Origin of the sequence: Pseudomonas sp. dw_612 (assembly GCF_018449725.1) — a bacterium.
In the GTDB taxonomy this organism is placed as follows: domain Bacteria; phylum Pseudomonadota; class Gammaproteobacteria; order Pseudomonadales; family Pseudomonadaceae; genus Aquipseudomonas.
The window spans coordinates 464023-480862 of sequence record NZ_JAAVVC010000003.1 but is presented as its reverse complement, the minus strand read 5'-3'; the positions used below and the strand labels follow the sequence as shown (position 1 = coordinate 480862).

At 59.8% G+C, this 16840-nt stretch carries 16 protein-coding genes; 3 read left to right on the top strand and 13 right to left on the bottom strand.

Going from position 1 to position 16840, the window contains the following annotated elements; translation table 11 throughout:
* Window positions 1–77: 77 nt before the first annotated feature.
* Window positions 78–1043 (bottom strand): DJ-1/PfpI family protein, encoded by a 966-nt coding sequence (locus HB680_RS07865; protein WP_213937937.1) that lies wholly within the window; start codon window positions 1041–1043, stop codon window positions 78–80.
* 364 nt (window positions 1044–1407) lie between these two features.
* Between HB680_RS07865 and HB680_RS07860 the strand changes: the two genes are divergently transcribed.
* Window positions 1408–2049: an HD domain-containing protein gene (locus tag HB680_RS07860; protein ID WP_213937936.1), complete on the top strand. Its 642-nt coding sequence runs from the start codon at window positions 1408–1410 to the stop codon at window positions 2047–2049.
* A 138-nt stretch (window positions 2050–2187) separates the two neighbouring features.
* On the opposite strand, the gene HB680_RS07855 is transcribed toward HB680_RS07860, so the two are convergent.
* The 8 genes from HB680_RS07855 to HB680_RS07820 form a co-directional block, all read right to left on the bottom strand.
* Window positions 2188–3081 (bottom strand): ABC transporter permease subunit, encoded by an 894-nt coding sequence (locus HB680_RS07855; RefSeq protein WP_054044560.1) that lies wholly within the window; start codon window positions 3079–3081, stop codon window positions 2188–2190.
* Window positions 3078–3959: an ABC transporter permease subunit gene (locus HB680_RS07850; protein ID WP_177331485.1), complete on the bottom strand. Its 882-nt coding sequence runs from the start codon at window positions 3957–3959 to the stop codon at window positions 3078–3080. The genes HB680_RS07855 and HB680_RS07850 overlap by 4 nt, the downstream gene beginning before the upstream one ends.
* A 35-nt stretch (window positions 3960–3994) precedes the next feature.
* Window positions 3995–5137, bottom strand: coding sequence for a polyamine ABC transporter ATP-binding protein (potA, locus tag HB680_RS07845; protein WP_213937935.1), 1143 nt, complete (start codon window positions 5135–5137; stop codon window positions 3995–3997).
* 73 nt (window positions 5138–5210) lie between these two features.
* The gene (locus HB680_RS07840; protein ID WP_213937934.1) at window positions 5211–6308 is read right to left on the bottom strand and encodes an extracellular solute-binding protein; all 1098 of its coding nucleotides are present in this window, start codon (window positions 6306–6308) and stop codon (window positions 5211–5213) included.
* Between the two features lie 242 nt (window positions 6309–6550).
* Window positions 6551–7645, bottom strand: coding sequence for a polyamine ABC transporter substrate-binding protein (locus HB680_RS07835; protein ID WP_213937933.1), 1095 nt, complete (start codon window positions 7643–7645; stop codon window positions 6551–6553).
* 184 nt (window positions 7646–7829) lie between these two features.
* Window positions 7830–9194, bottom strand: a complete 1365-nt coding sequence (locus HB680_RS07830; RefSeq protein WP_213937932.1) for an aspartate aminotransferase family protein — start codon at window positions 9192–9194, stop codon at window positions 7830–7832.
* Window positions 9195–9253: 59 nt separating this feature from the next.
* Window positions 9254–10612, bottom strand: a complete 1359-nt coding sequence (locus HB680_RS07825) for a glutamine synthetase family protein (protein WP_213937931.1) — start codon at window positions 10610–10612, stop codon at window positions 9254–9256.
* Between the two features lie 68 nt (window positions 10613–10680).
* A complete protein-coding gene (locus HB680_RS07820) occupies window positions 10681–11028 on the bottom strand; it encodes a gamma-glutamyl-gamma-aminobutyrate hydrolase family protein (protein WP_256735472.1) in 348 nt (115 codons plus the stop codon).
* 278 nt (window positions 11029–11306) lie between these two features.
* On the opposite strand from HB680_RS07820, the gene HB680_RS07815 reads away from it, so the two are divergent.
* Window positions 11307–12683, top strand: coding sequence for a glutamine synthetase family protein (locus HB680_RS07815; protein WP_123404014.1), 1377 nt, complete (start codon window positions 11307–11309; stop codon window positions 12681–12683).
* A gap of 230 nt (window positions 12684–12913) precedes the next feature.
* Window positions 12914–13552, top strand: a complete 639-nt coding sequence (locus HB680_RS07810; RefSeq protein ID WP_213937930.1) for a TetR/AcrR family transcriptional regulator — start codon at window positions 12914–12916, stop codon at window positions 13550–13552.
* 211 nt (window positions 13553–13763) lie between these two features.
* On the opposite strand, the gene HB680_RS07805 is transcribed toward HB680_RS07810, so the two are convergent.
* The 4 genes from HB680_RS07805 to ssuD all read right to left on the bottom strand — a co-directional run bounded on the left by HB680_RS07805 (window position 13764) and on the right by ssuD (window position 16830).
* Entirely contained in the window at window positions 13764–13979 is a 216-nt protein-coding gene (locus HB680_RS07805) for a TOBE domain-containing protein (protein WP_003229256.1), read from the bottom strand.
* Window positions 13980–14086: 107 nt separating this feature from the next.
* On the bottom strand, window positions 14087–14893 hold the full coding sequence (gene ssuB, locus HB680_RS07800; protein WP_213937929.1) for an aliphatic sulfonates ABC transporter ATP-binding protein: 807 nt from the start codon (window positions 14891–14893) through the stop codon (window positions 14087–14089).
* Complete coding sequence (gene ssuC, locus HB680_RS07795; RefSeq protein ID WP_054044580.1) at window positions 14890–15672, bottom strand: aliphatic sulfonate ABC transporter permease SsuC; 783 nt, start codon at window positions 15670–15672, stop codon at window positions 14890–14892. The genes ssuB and ssuC overlap by 4 nt, the downstream gene beginning before the upstream one ends.
* Window positions 15673–15681: 9 nt before the next feature.
* Window positions 15682–16830, bottom strand: a complete 1149-nt coding sequence (gene ssuD, locus HB680_RS07790; protein WP_054044581.1) for an FMNH2-dependent alkanesulfonate monooxygenase — start codon at window positions 16828–16830, stop codon at window positions 15682–15684.
* Window positions 16831–16840 lie beyond the last annotated feature (10 nt).

The window sequence follows — 16840 nt, the reverse complement described above, 5'->3', positions numbered from 1 at the left end:
TCGACTGACACGGCCTCTTCGCGAGCAAGCCCGCTCCCACAATGGATTTGCAGTCCTTCCACAAGGTCCACGGTTGCTCACACCATCGCAGTGAAGTTCAGCCTGAACTGCTGCGGCGTCACGCCCAGCCGGCGGTTGAACACGCTGCGCATGTGCTGGGCATCGCGAAACCCGCACTGATACGCCACGGTCTTCAACGGTGAACGGGTGCTTTCCAGCAGCACCCGCGCCGCATCCACCCGCGCCCGCTCGACGAATTCCGCCGGGGTGACTTTGGCTTCCTTGGCGAACACCCGGGAAAAGTTGCGCGCGCTCATGTTGGCGGCGTTGGCCAGGTCGGCGAGGGTCAAGTCGCCGGTGAGGTTGGCGAGCACGTAGAGCTGCACCAGCGCCACCGCCGAGGTCGGTTCGGCGTGGGGCGTGAGGAACGGGCTGAACTGCGATTGCCCGCCCGAACGCTGGGTAAACACCACCAAACGTTTGGCGACGCTGAGCGCGACTTCCGGGCCGTGATCGCGCCCCAGCAAATACAGCGACAAATCGATCCCCGCCGTAACCCCGGCCGAGGTGTAGAGCTCGCCGTCCTGCACGTACAAACGATCGGCCTCGACCTGAGTCGACGGACATAACGCGGCCAATGCCACCGCATCGCCCCAATGGGTGGTCACGGTCCGCCCTTCCAGCAACCCCGCCCGGGCCAGCATGAACGCGCCATTACAGATCGACCCAAAGCGCTGCGCCCGCGCGCAAGCATCCCGCAGCCAGGCGTCGAACGTCGCGCCGAAATTCATGAACGGCAACTGCGGCCCGCCGGCCACCAGCAGCAAGTCAAACGCCTCCAGCGCTTCGCTGAAATGCCGATGCGCATTCAATGACAAACCGTTGGAACACGGCATCACCCCGCGCTCGACACCGATCACTTCCAGCCGATAGTGATCCTGCGGCGCGAGAAAACGATTGGCCTCGGCGAACACATCCATGGGACCGGTGACGTCCAGGGACTGCACGCCGGAAAACACCACAATGGCGACGGTTTTTTGCATGGTTCGAAACGCCTCTGTGGCAACTGATCCCCTGTAGCAGCTGTCGAGCGGAGCGAGGCAGCGTTCGGCGGCGAAGCCGTCGTAAAACCTGAGCATGCGGTCTACCTGAAATACCGCATAGCCTGATCTCACGACGACTTCGTCGCCGAACGCTGCCTCGCTCCGCTCGACAGCTGCTACAGGGCTGCGATCTTTTCGGGAAATCACTGCCAACCCTAGCCAATCCACGCGCAACAAGCGAGGTTGGCGCGATATGCATGCTCATTGGCCGGGATCGCAGCCATGGATCGATTGTCCGCTGGCGGGTGCCGGAACAGACTTTACCCCTCAGCGCCGCCACGGCGTTCCCCACGAGGAAAGCACCATGAGCAGCATCATTGCCGGTATCAAAATCCCCGACAGCGCGTTGGCCAAGGCCACCACCGAATACATCCGCGACGTCGAATCCGACCTGCTGTACCACCACTCCCGCCGGGTATTTCTGTTCGGCGCCTTGAGCGGTGAGCGCAAGCAATTGGCCTACAACCCGGAATTGCTCTACGTCGGCGCGATGTTCCACGACCTGGGTCTGGTGGAAGGTCAGCGCAGCGACAACGAGCGGTTTGAAGTCGACAGTGCCAATGCCGCCAAGGCGTTTCTCAAGCCTTACGGGTTGAGCGACGACGATATCGAACAGGTGTGGTTGTCGATTGCCCTGCACACCACGCCGGGCGTGCCGCAACACCTGCGGCCGAACGTGGCGCTGGTCACGGCGGGGGTGGAAATGGATGTGCTGGGTATCGATTACGCCGCGTTCCCGACCGAACAACGCGAAGCGGTGGTGCATGCCCACCCGCGTGGCGAAGGGTTCAAGGAATGCATCCTGTGTGCGTTCGCCAATGGCTTCAAGCACAAGCCCGACACCACATTCGGCACGGTGAACGCCGATGTGCTGGTGGACAGCGAGCCGGGATTCAAGCCGATGAACTTCGTCGAGATCATCCGCAAATCGCCTTGGATTGCCTAAAACCAATGTGGGAGCGGGCTTGCTCGCGAAGGGGCCGTGTCAGTCGATAAAGATGTCGACTGACACACCGCATTCGCGAGCAAGCCCGCTCCCACAGGGGATTTGGGTTAGCCACACATTTGTGGCCAACCCGACACTTCAAGCCGCTTCCGGCGCCTGTTGCGCCCGGCGCACGTCCGGTTGCTTCCAGGAATCGGCAGCGCCTTCTTCGATGGCTTGTTGAATCGCACGCTTGCGGCTTTCTTCGGCGCGGCGGCTGAAAAACCAAACCAGGAAGGTCACGATCGACACCGCCAGCAGAATCAGGCTGGCCACGGCGTTGATCTCAGGTTTCACACCCAGGCGTACCGCCGAGAACACTTCCATCGGCAGGGTCGTGGAGCCCGGCCCCGACACGAAGCTCGCCAACACCAGGTCATCCAGCGACAGGGCAAAGGACATCATCCCGCCCGCCGCCAACGAAGGCGCGATCATCGGAATGGTGATCAGGAAGAACACCTTCCACGGCCGCGCGCCAAGGTCCATGGCCGCTTCTTCGATGGACAGGTCCAGCTCTCGCAAACGCGCCGACACCACCACCGCCACATACGCCGCACAGAACGTGGTGTGAGCGATCCAGATCGTCACAATGCCACGCTCCTGCGGCCAACCGATCATCTGCGCCATGGCCACGAACAGCAGCAACAGCGACAGACCGGTGATCACCTCAGGCATCACCAACGGCGCGGTGACCAGGCCACCGAACAATGTGCGGCCCTTGAAGCGGGTGATCCGGGTCAGGACGAACGCGGCCAAGGTGCCCAGCGCCACCGCCGCAATCGCGGTGTAGCAGGCGATTTCCAGCGAGCGCACCACCGAGCCCATCAGTTGCGTGTTGTCGAGCAGGCCGACGTACCACTTGATCGACCAGCCGCCCCACACCGTCACCAGTTTCGAGGCGTTGAACGAGTAGATCACCAGGATCAGCATCGGCGCGTAGATGAACAGCAGACCCAACACCAGCATCAGGCTGGAGAAACGGAAGTTCTTCATTCTTTACCCTCCATTTCCTTGGCCTGACTGCGGTTGAACAGGATGATCGGCACAATCAGGATCGCCAGCATCACCACCGCCAGGGCAGACGCCACCGGCCAGTCACGGTTGTTGAAGAACTCTTGCCACAGCACTTTACCGATCATCAGGGTTTCCGGACCCCCGAGCAGTTCCGGAATCACGAACTCGCCCACCACCGGAATGAACACCAGCATGCAACCGGCGACGATGCCGTTCTTGGACAGTGGAATGGTGATCTTCCAGAAGCTGTTGAAGGTGCTCGAACCCAGGTCGGACGCGGCTTCCAGCAGGCTGTTGTCGTGCTTCACCAGGTTGGCGTAGAGCGGCAGGATCATGAATGGCAGATATGAGTACACAACCCCGATATAGACCGCGAGGTTGGTGTTGAGGATTTGCAGCGGTTCGTCGATCCAGCCCATGGTCATCAGGAAGCCGTTGAGCAGACCGTTGTTGCTGAGGATGCCCATCCACGCGTAAACGCGGATCAGGATCGCGGTCCAGGTCGGCATCATGATCAGCAGCACCAGCACCGTTTGCAGCTCTTTACGGGCACTGGCAATGGCGTAGGCCATCGGGTAGCCGATCAGCAGGCAAAGCACGGTGCTGATCAGCGCCATCTTCAACGAGCCGAGGTACGCGGCGATGTACAACTCGTCGTCGCCCAGCATCGCGTAGTTGCCCAGGTTCAGCAGCACCTGGAGCTTCTGGTCGATGAAGCTGTAGATCTCAGTGTACGGCGGGATGGCCACGTCGGCTTCGGCGAAGCTGATCTTCAAGACGATGAAGAACGGCAGCATGAAGAACATGAACAGCCAAATGAACGGAACCCCGATGACCAGTTGGCGGCCACCGGGAATTATTCGATTGAGGCGGCGTTTGAATTTGCGCATGTTCATGAGCGAAGTACCACGCCGCTGTCGTCTTCCCAGTACACGTAGACCTGATCACCCCAGGTCGGACGCTGGCCACGGCGCTCGGCGTTGGCGACGAAGGACTGCACCAGTTTGCCGCTCGGCAATTCGACGTAGAACACCGAATGGCCGCCGAGGTAGGCGATGTCATGCACCTTGCCGCTGGACCAGTTGTATTCGCAGGTCGGCATTTCGGCGGTGACCAGCAGTTTTTCCGGACGGATCGCGTAGGTGACCGACTTGTCCTGCACCGAGGTGCTGATGCCGTGGCCGACGTAGATGTTGCGGTCCAGATCCTTGCAGGTGATCAGCGCGTGACCTTCGGCGTCGTCGACCACTTCACCTTCGAAGATGTTGACGTTGCCGATGAATTCGCAGACCAGGCGACTGGTCGGGGTTTCGTAGATGTCGATCGGGCTGCCGATCTGGGCGATCCAGCCCAAATGCATGATCGCGATGCGCTCGGCCATGGTCATGGCCTCTTCCTGATCGTGGGTCACCATGACGCAGGTTACGCCGACGCGCTCGATGATCTCGACCAGCTCCAGCTGCATTTGCGAGCGCAGTTTTTTATCCAGCGCACCCATCGGTTCGTCGAGCAGCAACAGTTTCGGTCGCTTGGCCAGCGAACGGGCCAGGGCCACACGCTGACGCTGGCCACCGGACAACTGGTGCGGCTTGCGCTTGGCGTACTGGCTCATCTGCACCAGTTTGAGCATTTCGGTCACGCGGGCATCGACTTCCGACGACGAAATCTTGTCCTGCTTGAGGCCGAAGGCAATGTTCTGCGCCACGGTCATGTGCGGGAACAATGCGTAGGACTGGAACATCATGTTGATCGGTCGCTCGTACGGCGGCATCTCGGTGATGTCGACGCCGTCGAGGTAAATGCGCCCCTCCGTGGGCCGTTCGAACCCTGCGAGCATGCGCAGCAAGGTGGATTTGCCCGATCCCGAACCGCCGAGCAGGGCGAAGATTTCGCCCTTTTTGATTTCCAGGGACACGTCGTCCACGGCAATCGTCTCGTCGAACTTCTTCGTGACCCGGTCGATTTTGACCAACACCTGTTTCGGTGATTGGTCGCCCTCGAGGGCTTTCTTATAGGCGCCGGAGGCAACTGCCATTTACGAAACTCCCAGAAAAAAAGAGTGCAGTTCGCCCGAGGTGGGCCAACCTTGGATAGTTTGAGCCTTGCAGCTATTTACCCGTCTTGACCGTGGTCCAGCTGCGGGTCATCAAACGTTGAATCTTGGGCGGCAGCTCGACCGACACGTAGGTCTTGTCGAGCACGGCCTGCGGTGGATACACCGATTCGTCCGTGCGGATGGATTGCTCCATCAATTTGTCCGAGCCAGGGTTAGGGTTGGCATAGCCGACCGAATCACTGACCTGGGCAATCACTTCAGGTTTGAGCAAATAGTTGATGAAGGCGTGGGCTTCCTTGACGTTGGCCGAGTCCTTCGGAATCGCCAGCATGTCGAACCACAGCGCGCCACCCTCTTTCGGAATCGTGTAAGCCACGTTCACACCTTTGCCGGCTTCGGCGGCCCGGGCCTTGGCCTGGAACATGTCGCCGGAGAAACCGATGGCGATGCAGATGTCGCCGTTGGCCAGGTCGGTGATGTATTTGGACGAGTGGAAGTAGGTCACGTACGGCCGTACCGCGAGCAACTTGGCGGTGGCCTTCTTGTAATCATCCTCGTTAGTGCTGTTGGCATTCAGGCCCATGTAGTTGAGGACCGTCGGCATCATTTCATCGGCCGAATCGAGGAACGCCACGCCGCAGCTGTGCAGTTTCTTGATGTTCTCCGGCTCGAACAACACGCTCCAGGAATCGATCTTGTCGACGCCCAACACTTGCTTGATCTTGTCGACGTTGTAACCGATGCCGTTGGTGCCCCACAGGTACGGCACGGCGTACTGGTTGCCCGGATCATTCTGTTCCAGGCGCTTGAGCAGCACCGGGTCGAGGTTGGCATAGTTGGTCAGCAACTTGCGGTCGAGCTTCTGGAACGCGCCCGCCTTGATCTGCTTGCCGAGGAAGTGGTTGGACGGCACGACCACGTCGTAGCCGGTACGCCCGGCCAACAACTTGCCTTCCAGGGTTTCGTTGGAGTCGAACACGTCGTACACCGGTTTGATCCCGGTTTCTTTCTGGAAGTCGGCCAAGGTGGTCGAGCCGATGTAATCCGACCAGTTATAAACATGCACCGTACCGGCGGCCTGGACACTGACGGCAAGCGTCAGCCCGGCACCGACCAGCAGGGCATTGCGCAATAAAGAAAAAATAGGCACGTGGAGGTCCTCTAAAATTAGTTGGGCCCAAGTTGCCCAGCGTTACATGACAGCCGTGGCTGCCTGGCAACAAAACCGGCGCGCAACTTACCCTCGATAAACCATTCCAGCAAAACTTTTATGCAGATACCTGTAGCAGCTGCCGAAGGCTGCGTTCAACTGCGAAGCAGTTGTGCTGTTCAAATCGCGGAGGTCCTTCGGACCTCAACGCAGCCTGCGGCAGCGGCTACAGGGTTTACTTCTTACTTACCGGATTTGATCTTGGTCCAGCTGCGAGTCAGGTCACGCTGGGTGGCTGCCGGCAAATCGGCAATCGCATACAACTTGGCCTGCACGTCGGCCGTCGGGTAGATGCCCGGGTCCGAGGTGATGTCCTTGCTCACGTACTGGGTTGCTTCGGCGTTACCGTTAGGGAAACGCACGGCGTTGGTGATGTCGGCCATCACTTTCGGCTGCAACAAGTAGTTCATGAACTTGTAGGCGCCGTCGACGTTTTCCGCGTCTTTCGGAATCGCGACCATGTCGTAGAAGCTGCCAGCGCCTTCTTTCGGAATGGCGTAGCTGACTTTGACCTTGTCACCGGCTTCAGCAGCGCGGGACTTGGCTTGCTGCACGTCACCCGAGTAACCCACGGCTACACAGATGTTGCCGTTGGCCAAGTCGGAGATGTACTTGGACGAGTGGAAGTAAGTGACAGAAGGACGAATCTTGAGGAACAGTTCTTCGGCTTTCTTGATGTCGTCTTTCTTCTGGCTGTCGGTCGGCAGACCCAGGTAATGCAGAGCGACCGGAATCATTTCGGTCGGCGAATCGAGGAAGCTCACACCGCAGCCCTTGAGCTTGGCGATGTTTTCAGGCTTGAACAGAGTGTCCCAGGAATCGATAGTGTCGACGCCCAACGCGGCTTTGACTTTCTCCGGGTTGTAACCGATGCCGATCGAGCCCCACATGTAAGGGAAGGCATGCTTGTTGTCCGGGTCGCTGACGGAAACCGCTTTAAGCAGCGATTTGTTCAGGTTGCCGTAGTTGGTCAGCTTGGACTTGTCCAGCTCCTGGTAAACCCCGGCCTTGATTTGCTTGGCAAGGAAGTTGTTCGACGGCACAACGACGTCGTAGCCGGACTTGCCTGCCAGCAACTTGGCCTCCAGGGTTTCGTTGCTGTCGAAAACGTCGTACACCACCTTGATCCCGGACTCTTTCTCGAAGTTCGCGATGGTGTCCGGTGCAATGTAGTCGGACCAGTTGTAGACGTGCAGCACCTTGTCATCGGCCTGTACTGCACCCGCCATCACGCCCATCAGGGACATGGCGAGGAGGGTCTTGCCAGCTATCTTCATACCTAATGCCTTCATGTGGGTAATGCTCCAATTTTTCTTTTTAACCACGCGCTCAGCGGCCTGTTACTGGGCATCCGAACAACCGGTAGTCTGGCAAGTTCCGAGGCAGGCTTTCAAGGAAAGACCCATCCTTTATTTGCACTGGGCGAAGTGTCGACCGCACACCTCGCCCAGAGCCTAGCACTTAGCCCTGCAACGCACTCAGGGTCAGGTCCAGACACTTGCGTGCCTTGGTCACCAACTCATCGATTTCCGCCGGTGTAATCACCAATGGCGGGGAAATGATCATGGTGTCGCCCACGGCGCGCATGATCAGGCCGTTGTCGAAGCAGAAGGTGCGGCAAATCATGCCGACGCCCTTGCCTTCGTAACGTTTGCGAGTGGCTTTGTCCTGGACCAGTTCGATGGCCCCCAACATGCCTACTCCGCGCACTTCCCCCACCAGCGGGTGATCGCTCAGTTCCCGCAGACGCTTTTGCAAATAGGGTGCCGTTTCGGCATGCACGCGCTCGATAATTTTTTCTTCGCGCAGGATGCGGATGTTTTCCAGCGCCACCGCAGCGGCCACCGGGTGCCCGGAATAGGTGAAACCGTGGTTGAAATCCCCGCCCTCGTTGAGCACCGCCACCACGTCGTCGCGCACGATCAGGCCACCCATCGGGATGTAGCCGGAGGTCAGGCCTTTGGCGATGGTCATCATGTCGGGCTTGAGGTCGTAGTGATCGGAACCGAACCACTCGCCGGTACGGCCGAAACCGCAGATCACTTCGTCGGCCACGAACAGGATGTCGTACTTGGCGAGGATTTCCTTGATGCGCGGCCAGTAGCTGTCGGGCGGAACAATCACGCCACCGGCACCCTGGATCGGCTCGGCAATAAAGGCACCGACGTTGTCCACGCCGATTTCCAGAATCTTCTCTTCCAGTTGATTGGCGGCCCAGATACCGAACTCATCCGGGCTCATGTCGCCACCTTCACCGAACCAGTACGGCTGGGCGATGTGGACGATGCCCGGGATCGGCAAGTCGCCTTGTTCGTGCATGTACGTCATGCCGCCCAGGCTTGCGCCGGCCACGGTGGAACCGTGATAGCCGTTCTTGCGGCTGATGATGACTTTCTTCTTCGGCTGGCCTTTGATCGCCCAATAGTGGCGGACCATACGCAGCATGGTGTCGTTGCCTTCCGAGCCGGAGCCGGTAAAGAACACGTGGTTCATGCCTTCAGGCGCGATGTCGGAGATGGCTTTGGCCAGTTCCAGCACCGGTGGGTGAGCGGTCTGGAAGAACAGGTTGTAGTAAGGCAGTTCACGCATCTGTTTGGCGGCGGCGTCGGCCAGTTCATCACGACCGTATCCGATCGCTACGCACCACAGGCCGGCCATGCCGTCGAGGATCTTGTTGCCTTCGCTGTCCCAGAGGTAAACGCCCTTGGCGCTGGTGATGATGCGCGGGCCTTTCTCTTTAAGCTGTTTGAAATCGCTGAACGGCGCCAAGTGGTGATCGCTGCTCAAGGCTTGCCATTCACGGGTTTGCGGGTTGTTGCTGGTCATGCGAATTCTCCTGTTTTTGCAGTGAGAGGCGCGGAAAATTCCGTCCGCGCCCCGGCGCATCAGACGGCGAAGAGCAGGAATTCCCGCTCCCACGAACTGATCACGCGCTTGAAGTTTTCATGCTCGGCCCGCTTGACCGCGACGTAGCCCGTGATGAATTTCTTGCCCAGGTATTTCTCGACAGTCGCGCTGTTTTCCATGCGATCCAGCGCGTCTTCGATGGTCAGTGGCAGGCGCAGGTTGCGGCGTTCATAGCCACGACCGACTACCGGTGCACTCGGGTTCAAGCCTTCGACCATGCCGATGTAACCGCAGAGCAGGCTCGCGGCAATCGCCAGATACGGGTTGGCGTCGGCGCCCGGCAGGCGGTTTTCCACCCGACGGTTTTGCGGCCCGGCATCCGGCACCCGCAGGCCCACGGTACGGTTTTCTTCACCCCACTCCACGTTCACCGGTGCAGAGGTATCCGGCAGGAAGCGGCGGAACGAGTTGACGTTAGGCGCGAACAGCGGCAGCAATTCCGGAATCAGTTTTTGCAAGCCACCGATGTGGTGCAGGAACAACTGGCTCATGGTCCCGTCCTCATTAGAGAAGACGTTCTTGCCGGTTTCGATGTCGATGATGCTCTGGTGAATATGCATCGCGCTGCCCGGCTCACCGGTCATGGGTTTGGCCATGAAGGTCGCCGCCACATCGTGCTTGAGCGCGGCTTCGCGCATGGTGCGCTTGAACACCAGGATCTGATCGGCCAGGGACAAGGCATCGCCGTGACGGAAGTTGATTTCCATCTGCGCCGTGCCGTCCTCGTGGATCAGCGTGTCGAGGTCCAGTTCCTGCAGTTCGCACCAGTCGTAGACGTCTTCGAACAACGGGTCGAATTCGTTCGCCGCTTCAATCGAGAACGACTGGCGACCGGTTTCCGGGCGACCGGAGCGGCCAATCGGCGGTTGCAGCGGGAAGTCCGGGTCTTCGCAACGCTTGGTCAGGTAGAACTCCATTTCCGGCGCCACGATCGGCTGCCAACCCTTGTCGGTATAGAGTTTGAGGACCTTCTTGAGCACGTTGCGCGGCGACAGCTCGATGGGGTTGCCTTGCTTGTCGTAGGTGTCGTGGATCACCTGAGCGGTTGGCTCGATGGACCAGGGCACCAGAAACACCGCGTTCTGGTCGGGACGGCAGATCATGTCGATGTCGGCCGGGTCGAGCAGTTCGTAATAGATGTCGTCTTCGACATAGTCGCCGGTCACGGTCTGCAACAGAACGCTCTCGGGCAGGCGCATGCCTTTTTCGGCAATGAACTTGTTGGTCGGCGAAATCTTGCCCCGGGTGATCCCGGTCAAGTCGGCGATCATGCATTCGACTTCTGTGATCTTGTGGTCTTTCAACCAATCGGTGAGCTGGTCGAGGTTGTTACTCATAAATGCCTCTGGGCTGAGTTTCCTGACTCTTATAAGTCAGGCGTTGTTTGACGCGTCGGCGTCGCGTGTTACAGATTGCCACTGCAAGGGCCGCGCACAAACACCCGCCGCGACCATGGCGTGGTCAGGGAGAGCGTAGTCGGGCGTGCAGAATCATGAGCAGGGCTCGACGCATGGGTCGGGCCACTGAAGTGAAACGGTTCTATAGTGGGAGTAAGGTCGGCAAAGAGAATGTCGTGCAGACCGTCCAGAATATCGGACGGGGCCAGCGAGGCCACCGGGGAAGGAAGAGTCGACGGCACGCCTTTGGCAATATGAGCCTTGGCGTGAACGCAACGATCGCCACTGATGTGATAAGCATGCAGACCGTTCTGCCCAGAGCAGACGGCGACGCCGATTAACGGCAGGCGAGACATGAAGCACCCCGGTATTATTGCTGTTATGGGTTTGAATCGAGCTTAGCCTTGTTCATTTTTTTACACAACACCCCCGTAAAAAATACAACACGGCCCGCTCAAACCCGCGGGCGCCAAAGCGCTCAATGGCATAAAAACGCCCCAAAGTGCCTCAAAAAAGCCTCGCGAGCGCTTTTTTAGGGCAAAAAAGGCCTCGCTTGACTTCGGCATGCCGTTCGGGTTGACTGAAACCCGAAGAGATCAATGATTGATATTTTTAACAACAAAGGTGTTGCATCATGTCGGTACCCCCGCGTGCCGTTCAGCTTAACGAAGCGAACGCGTTCCTTAAGGAACATCCTGAGGTTCTGTACGTTGACCTTCTGATTGCGGATATGAATGGTGTGGTGCGCGGCAAGCGCATTGAACGCACCAGCCTCCACAAGGTTTACGAGAAAGGCATCAACCTGCCGGCCTCTCTATTTGCTCTGGATATCAATGGCTCGACGGTGGAAAGCACCGGCCTGGGCCTGGACATCGGCGATGCTGACCGAATCTGCTATCCAATCCCCGACACCCTGTGCAATGAGCCTTGGCAGAAGCGCCCTACCGCGCAATTGCTGATGACCATGCACGAAATCGAAGGTGAACCTTTCTTCGCGGATCCCCGTGAAGTGTTGCGTCAAGTTGTTACCAAGTTCGATGACATGGGTCTGACCATCTGCGCCGCGTTCGAACTGGAGTTCTACCTGATCGACCAGGAGAACGTGAACGGCCGCCCACAACCGCCACGCTCGCCGATCTCCGGCAAACGCCCGCATTCGACACAGGTCTACCTGATCGACGACCTCGATGAATACGTCGACTGCCTCCAGGACATTCTGGAAGGTGCGAAAGAGCAAGGCATCCCGGCCGACGCCATCGTCAAGGAAAGTGCCCCGGCGCAGTTCGAAGTGAACCTGCACCACGTGGCCGACCCGATCAAGGCCTGCGACTACGCCGTACTGCTCAAACGCCTGATCAAGAACATCGCCTACGACCATGAGATGGACACCACCTTCATGGCCAAGCCTTATCCAGGCCAGGCGGGTAACGGTCTTCACGTCCACATTTCGATTCTCGACCGAGACGGCAAGAATATTTTTGCCAGCGAGGATCCCGAGCAGAACGCCGCACTGCGTCACGCGATCGGCGGTGTGCTCGAGACCCTACCGGCGCAGATGGCTTTCCTCTGCCCGAACGTCAACTCCTACCGTCGATTCGGCGCACAGTTCTACGTGCCGAACTCGCCGTGCTGGGGCCTGGACAACCGTACCGTGGCGATTCGCGTCCCGACCGGTTCTTCCGATGCCGTGCGTATCGAACACCGCGTTGCCGGTGCCGATGCCAACCCGTACCTGCTGATGGCTTCGGTCCTGGCAGGCGTGCATCACGGCCTGACCAACAAGATCGAGCCGGGCGCGCCCGTGGAAGGCAACTCCTACGAGCAGAACGAGCAAAGCCTGCCGAACAACCTGCGCGACGCACTGCGTGAGCTGGACGACAGCGAAGTCATGGCCAAGTACATCGATCCGAAATACATCGATATCTTCGTGGCCTGTAAGGAAAGTGAGCTGGAAGAGTTTGAACACTCCATCTCCGACCTTGAGTACAACTGGTATCTGCATACCGTTTAAGCGGTTGCGGTAAAAAGGAACGCCGTGGGCTGATGAAGCCGGCGGCGTTTTTTTATGGCCGCCTTCGGCGGTTCGCGAGCAAGCCCGCTCCCACAGGGGATTCTCTGCGGACACAAAATTTATGTTCGCTGAAGATCAACGGTGGGAGCGGGCTTGCTCGCGAAGGCGTCCGGGCAGACAACATAGATGCCCGCCTCGTACAATGCCCGCTGCCCCCGCAGGAGACTTCGATGACCCGACTCGCCACCCCACGCAAACCCCGCGCACGCAGCCAGGCGCGAATCGATTCGATCCTCGATGCCGCCCGTACGCTGCTGGCCGCCGAGGGCGTGGCCAGCCTGTCGATCTACAGCGTCGCCGAGCGTGCGGAAATTCCGCCGTCCTCGGTCTACCACTTCTTCGCCAGCGTCCCGGCGCTGCTCGAAGGGCTGACGGCCGATGTCCACGCGGCGTTCCGCGCCTGCCTGCAAGAACCGATCGATCACGATGCGCTGCGCGACTGGCGCGACCTGTCGCGGCTGGTCGAGCAACGCATGCTCGATATCTATGACGAAGACGCCGCCGCCCGCCAGTTGATCCTCGCGCAACACGGCCTGACCGAAGTCACCCAGGCCGACCGTCAACACGACCTTGAGCTGGGCGACCTGATGCACACGCTGTTCGACCACCACTTCGAACTGCCGAGGCTGCCGATGGACGTTGATGTGTTCGCGTTGGCGATGGAATTGGGTGACCGCGTCTATGCGCGCTCGGTGCAGCAGCACGGGCAGATCACGCCGCGCATGGCAGAGGAAGGGATGCGGGTGTTTGATGCGTATCTTGGACTGTACCTGCCGCCCTACCTGCCCAAGCGCAGCCTGTCAGCCTGATTTCTCTGCTGGCTTTACTGGCCTCTTCGCGAGCAAGCCCGCTCCCACAGTTGATCTTCAGCGAACACAGAATTGGGGTTCGGCACAAATCCCCTGTGGGAGCGGGCTTGCTCGCGAATGCCGCACCGCCGGACTCACTGACTCACTAACTCACACCCACAAAAAACCCCGAAGGGCTCACACCCTCCGGGGTTGTTCGCAATGCACGCCCTTACAACTTGGCGATCGACACCTCGGTGGATTTCACGAAGGCGATCACTTCGCTGCCGACCACCAGTTCCAGCTCTTTCACCGAACGGGTGGTGATCACCGACGTGACGATGCCGGATGCGGTTTGTACGTCGATTTCCGACAGCACGTCACCCAGCACGATTTCCTTGATCGAGCCTTTGAACTGGTTACGAACGTTGATGGCTTTGATAGTCATGCGATTTCTCCTCGAGTCGAAATGAGTTGCAAGTGGCAAGCTACAAGCCGCAAGTAAAAGCGTTCTGCTTCCTCTTGCCGCTTGAAGCTTGCAACTTGCCGCTGCTTCTATTGCGCCCAACGCAGTTGCGTAGGCAGTGGTGAAACGGGTTCCGGTTCCGGCGGTTCGCCGGGCAGTGACAGCACGCGGTTGAGGACTTCGGTTTCCAGCGCCGCCAGCCGATGGGAGCCGCGAACCCGAGGGCGCGGCAGTTCCACTTGCAGGTCGAGGCCGACTTCGCCCTCTTCGATCAGGATCACCCGATCGGCAATCGCCACCGCTTCGCTGACGTCGTGGGTCACCAGCAACACGGTGAAGCCGTGCTTTTGCCAGAGCCGCTCGATCAGTTGCTGCATTTCAATTCGGGTCAGGGCATCCAGCGCGCCCAGGGGTTCGTCCAGCAGCAGCAAACGCGGTTGGTGGATCAACGCGCGGGCCAGGGCCACACGTTGCTTCTGCCCACCGGACAGCGCCGCTGGCCACTCATTGGCGCGATCCGCCAGGCCTACCGACTCCAGCGCTTCCAGAGCTTGCGGCCGCCAGTTGCCCTTGAGCCCGAGGCCGACGTTGTCGATGACCTTTTTCCACGGCAGCAGACGCGCTTCCTGGAACATCAATCGCGTGTCTTCACGGGCATCGCTCAGCGGCGCGGAACCGGCAAGCAATTCGCCGCCCGTGGGTTTGTCCAGCCCGGCGAGCAAGCGCAGCAAGGTACTTTTGCCACAGCCGCTGCGACCGACCACGGCAACAAACTGGCCGGCCGGAATGTGCAGGTCGATCTCGCGCAGCACTTGCCGCGAACCAAAGGTCTTTTGCAGCTTGCGCACCGCAAGCGGAATTCCGCGCAGCAGGCGTGGAGGTTGTTGAGCGGTCATGCGGCGCCTCCTTTAGCAACCTGATACGCGGGATGCCAGCGCAGCCACACACGTTCAAGTCCACGGGCCGCGAGGTCCGCCAGTTTGCCGAGCACCGCGTACAACAGAATCGCCAGCACCACCACGTCGGTCTGCAAGAACTCCCGGGCGTTCATCGCCAGGTAGCCGATGCCGGAACTGGCGGAAATGGTTTCGGCCACGATCAGGGTCAGCCACATAAAGCCCAGGGCGAAACGCACACCGACCAGAATCGAAGGCAACGCCCCCGGCAGGATCACCTGACGGAACAGGCTGAAACCGGACAAGCCATAACTGCGCGCCATCTCCACCAACGCCGGATCGACATTGCGGATGCCGTGATAGGTGTTCAGGTAGATCGGGAACAACGTGCCCAGTGCCACCAGAAAAATCTTCGCCGACTCATCGATGCCGAACCACAGGATCACCAGCGGAATCAGCGCCAGGTGCGGCACGTTGCGGATCATCTGCACCGAACTGTCGAGCAGGCGTTCGCCCCACTTCGACAGGCCGGTGATGAAACCCAATACCAGACCAATGCCGCCACCGATGGAGAAACCGAGCGCCGCACGCCAGCCGCTGATGGCCAGGTGAGTCCAGATTTCGCCGCTGCGCACCAGGCTTACGCCGGCTTCGATCACCGCGATGGGCGCCGGCAGAATCCGCGTCGACAACCAACCCGCCGACACCGATAACTGCCACACCGCCAGCAACAGGACTGGCAACGCCCAAGGCGCGAGGTTGTGGATAATTCTTTTCATGGCGGCGCCTCAGCTCTGGGACGCGGCTTTGGGAAGAATGTCGTTGGCCACCATCTCGCCGAACGGGCTGACGAAGTTCGCGCCTTGAGGCTGTTCCGGACGCTGCACGTCAATGTGCGGGAACAGCAATTCGGCGACGCGATACGCCTCTTCCAGGTGTGGATAACCGGAGAAGATAAACGTGTCGATGCCCAGGTCCGCGTACTCCTTCATGCGCGCGGCCACGGTCGGACCGTCGCCTACCAGCGCCGTACCGGCACCGCCGCGCACCAGGCCGACACCGGCCCACAGGTTGGGGCTGACTTCCAGATTGTCGCGACTGCCACCGTGCAGCGCGGCCATGCGTTGCTGGCCGACCGAATCGAAACGCGACAGCGAAGCCTGGGCCCGGGCGATGGTTTCATCGTCCACGTGGGAGATCAGTCGATCCGCCGCGGCCCATGCTTCCTCGTTGGTTTCGCGGACGATTACATGCAAGCGAATACCGAAGCGCACGGTGCGACCGAGCTTCGCGGCTTTGGCGCGTACTTGTGCAATTTTCTCGGCGACGGCGGCCGGTGGTTCGCCCCAGGTCAGGACCATTTCCACCTGTTCGGCGGCCAAGTCTTGCGCGGCCTCCGACGAGCCACCGAAGTACAACGGTGGACGCGGTTGCTGGATCGGCGGATAGAGCAACTTCGCGCCTTTTACGCTGATGTGCTGACCGTCGTAATCGACGGTTTCGCCTTCCAGCACGCGGCGCCAGATGCGGGTGAATTCCACCGAAGCCTGATAACGCTCTTCGTGGCTGAGGAACAAACCGTCGCCGGCCAATTCATCCGGATCACCGCCGGTCACCAGATTGAACAGCGCACGACCGCCGGACAAACGATCCAGGGTCGCCGCCTGCCGCGCCGCGACCGTCGGGGAAATGATCCCGGGGCGCAGGGCAACGAGGAATTTCAGACGCTGAGTCACCGGGATCAGCGACGCGGCCACCAGCCACGAGTCTTCGCAGGAGCGACCGGTGGGGATCAACACCCCGCCGAAACCCAGGCGATCCGCTGCCTGGGCAATCTGTTGCAGGTATCCGTGGTCAACGGCGCGAGCGCCTTCGGCGGTGCCAAGGTAATGGCCGTCGCCGTGGGTAGGCAGGAACCAGAAAATATTGAGGCTCATGGAGTGGTCT

Coding starts and splice junctions, on each gene's coding strand:
- HB680_RS07865 (WP_213937937.1), bottom strand. CDS start 1,043: ATGCAAAAAACCGTCGCCATTGTGGTGTTTTCCGGCGTGCAGTCCCTG.
- HB680_RS07860 (WP_213937936.1), top strand. CDS start 1,408: ATGAGCAGCATCATTGCCGGTATCAAAATCCCCGACAGCGCGTTGGCC.
- HB680_RS07855 (WP_054044560.1), bottom strand. CDS start 3,081: ATGAAGAACTTCCGTTTCTCCAGCCTGATGCTGGTGTTGGGTCTGCTG.
- potA (WP_213937935.1), bottom strand. CDS start 5,137: ATGGCAGTTGCCTCCGGCGCCTATAAGAAAGCCCTCGAGGGCGACCAA.
- HB680_RS07835 (WP_213937933.1), bottom strand. CDS start 7,645: ATGAAGATAGCTGGCAAGACCCTCCTCGCCATGTCCCTGATGGGCGTG.
- HB680_RS07830 (WP_213937932.1), bottom strand. CDS start 9,194: ATGACCAGCAACAACCCGCAAACCCGTGAATGGCAAGCCTTGAGCAGC.
- HB680_RS07825 (WP_213937931.1), bottom strand. CDS start 10,612: ATGAGTAACAACCTCGACCAGCTCACCGATTGGTTGAAAGACCACAAG.
- HB680_RS07820 (WP_256735472.1), bottom strand. CDS start 11,028: ATGTCTCGCCTGCCGTTAATCGGCGTCGCCGTCTGCTCTGGGCAGAAC.
- HB680_RS07815 (WP_123404014.1), top strand. CDS start 11,307: ATGTCGGTACCCCCGCGTGCCGTTCAGCTTAACGAAGCGAACGCGTTC.
- HB680_RS07810 (WP_213937930.1), top strand. CDS start 12,914: ATGACCCGACTCGCCACCCCACGCAAACCCCGCGCACGCAGCCAGGCG.
- HB680_RS07805 (WP_003229256.1), bottom strand. CDS start 13,979: ATGACTATCAAAGCCATCAACGTTCGTAACCAGTTCAAAGGCTCGATC.
- ssuB (WP_213937929.1), bottom strand. CDS start 14,893: ATGACCGCTCAACAACCTCCACGCCTGCTGCGCGGAATTCCGCTTGCG.
- ssuC (WP_054044580.1), bottom strand. CDS start 15,672: ATGAAAAGAATTATCCACAACCTCGCGCCTTGGGCGTTGCCAGTCCTG.
- ssuD (WP_054044581.1), bottom strand. CDS start 16,830: ATGAGCCTCAATATTTTCTGGTTCCTGCCTACCCACGGCGACGGCCAT.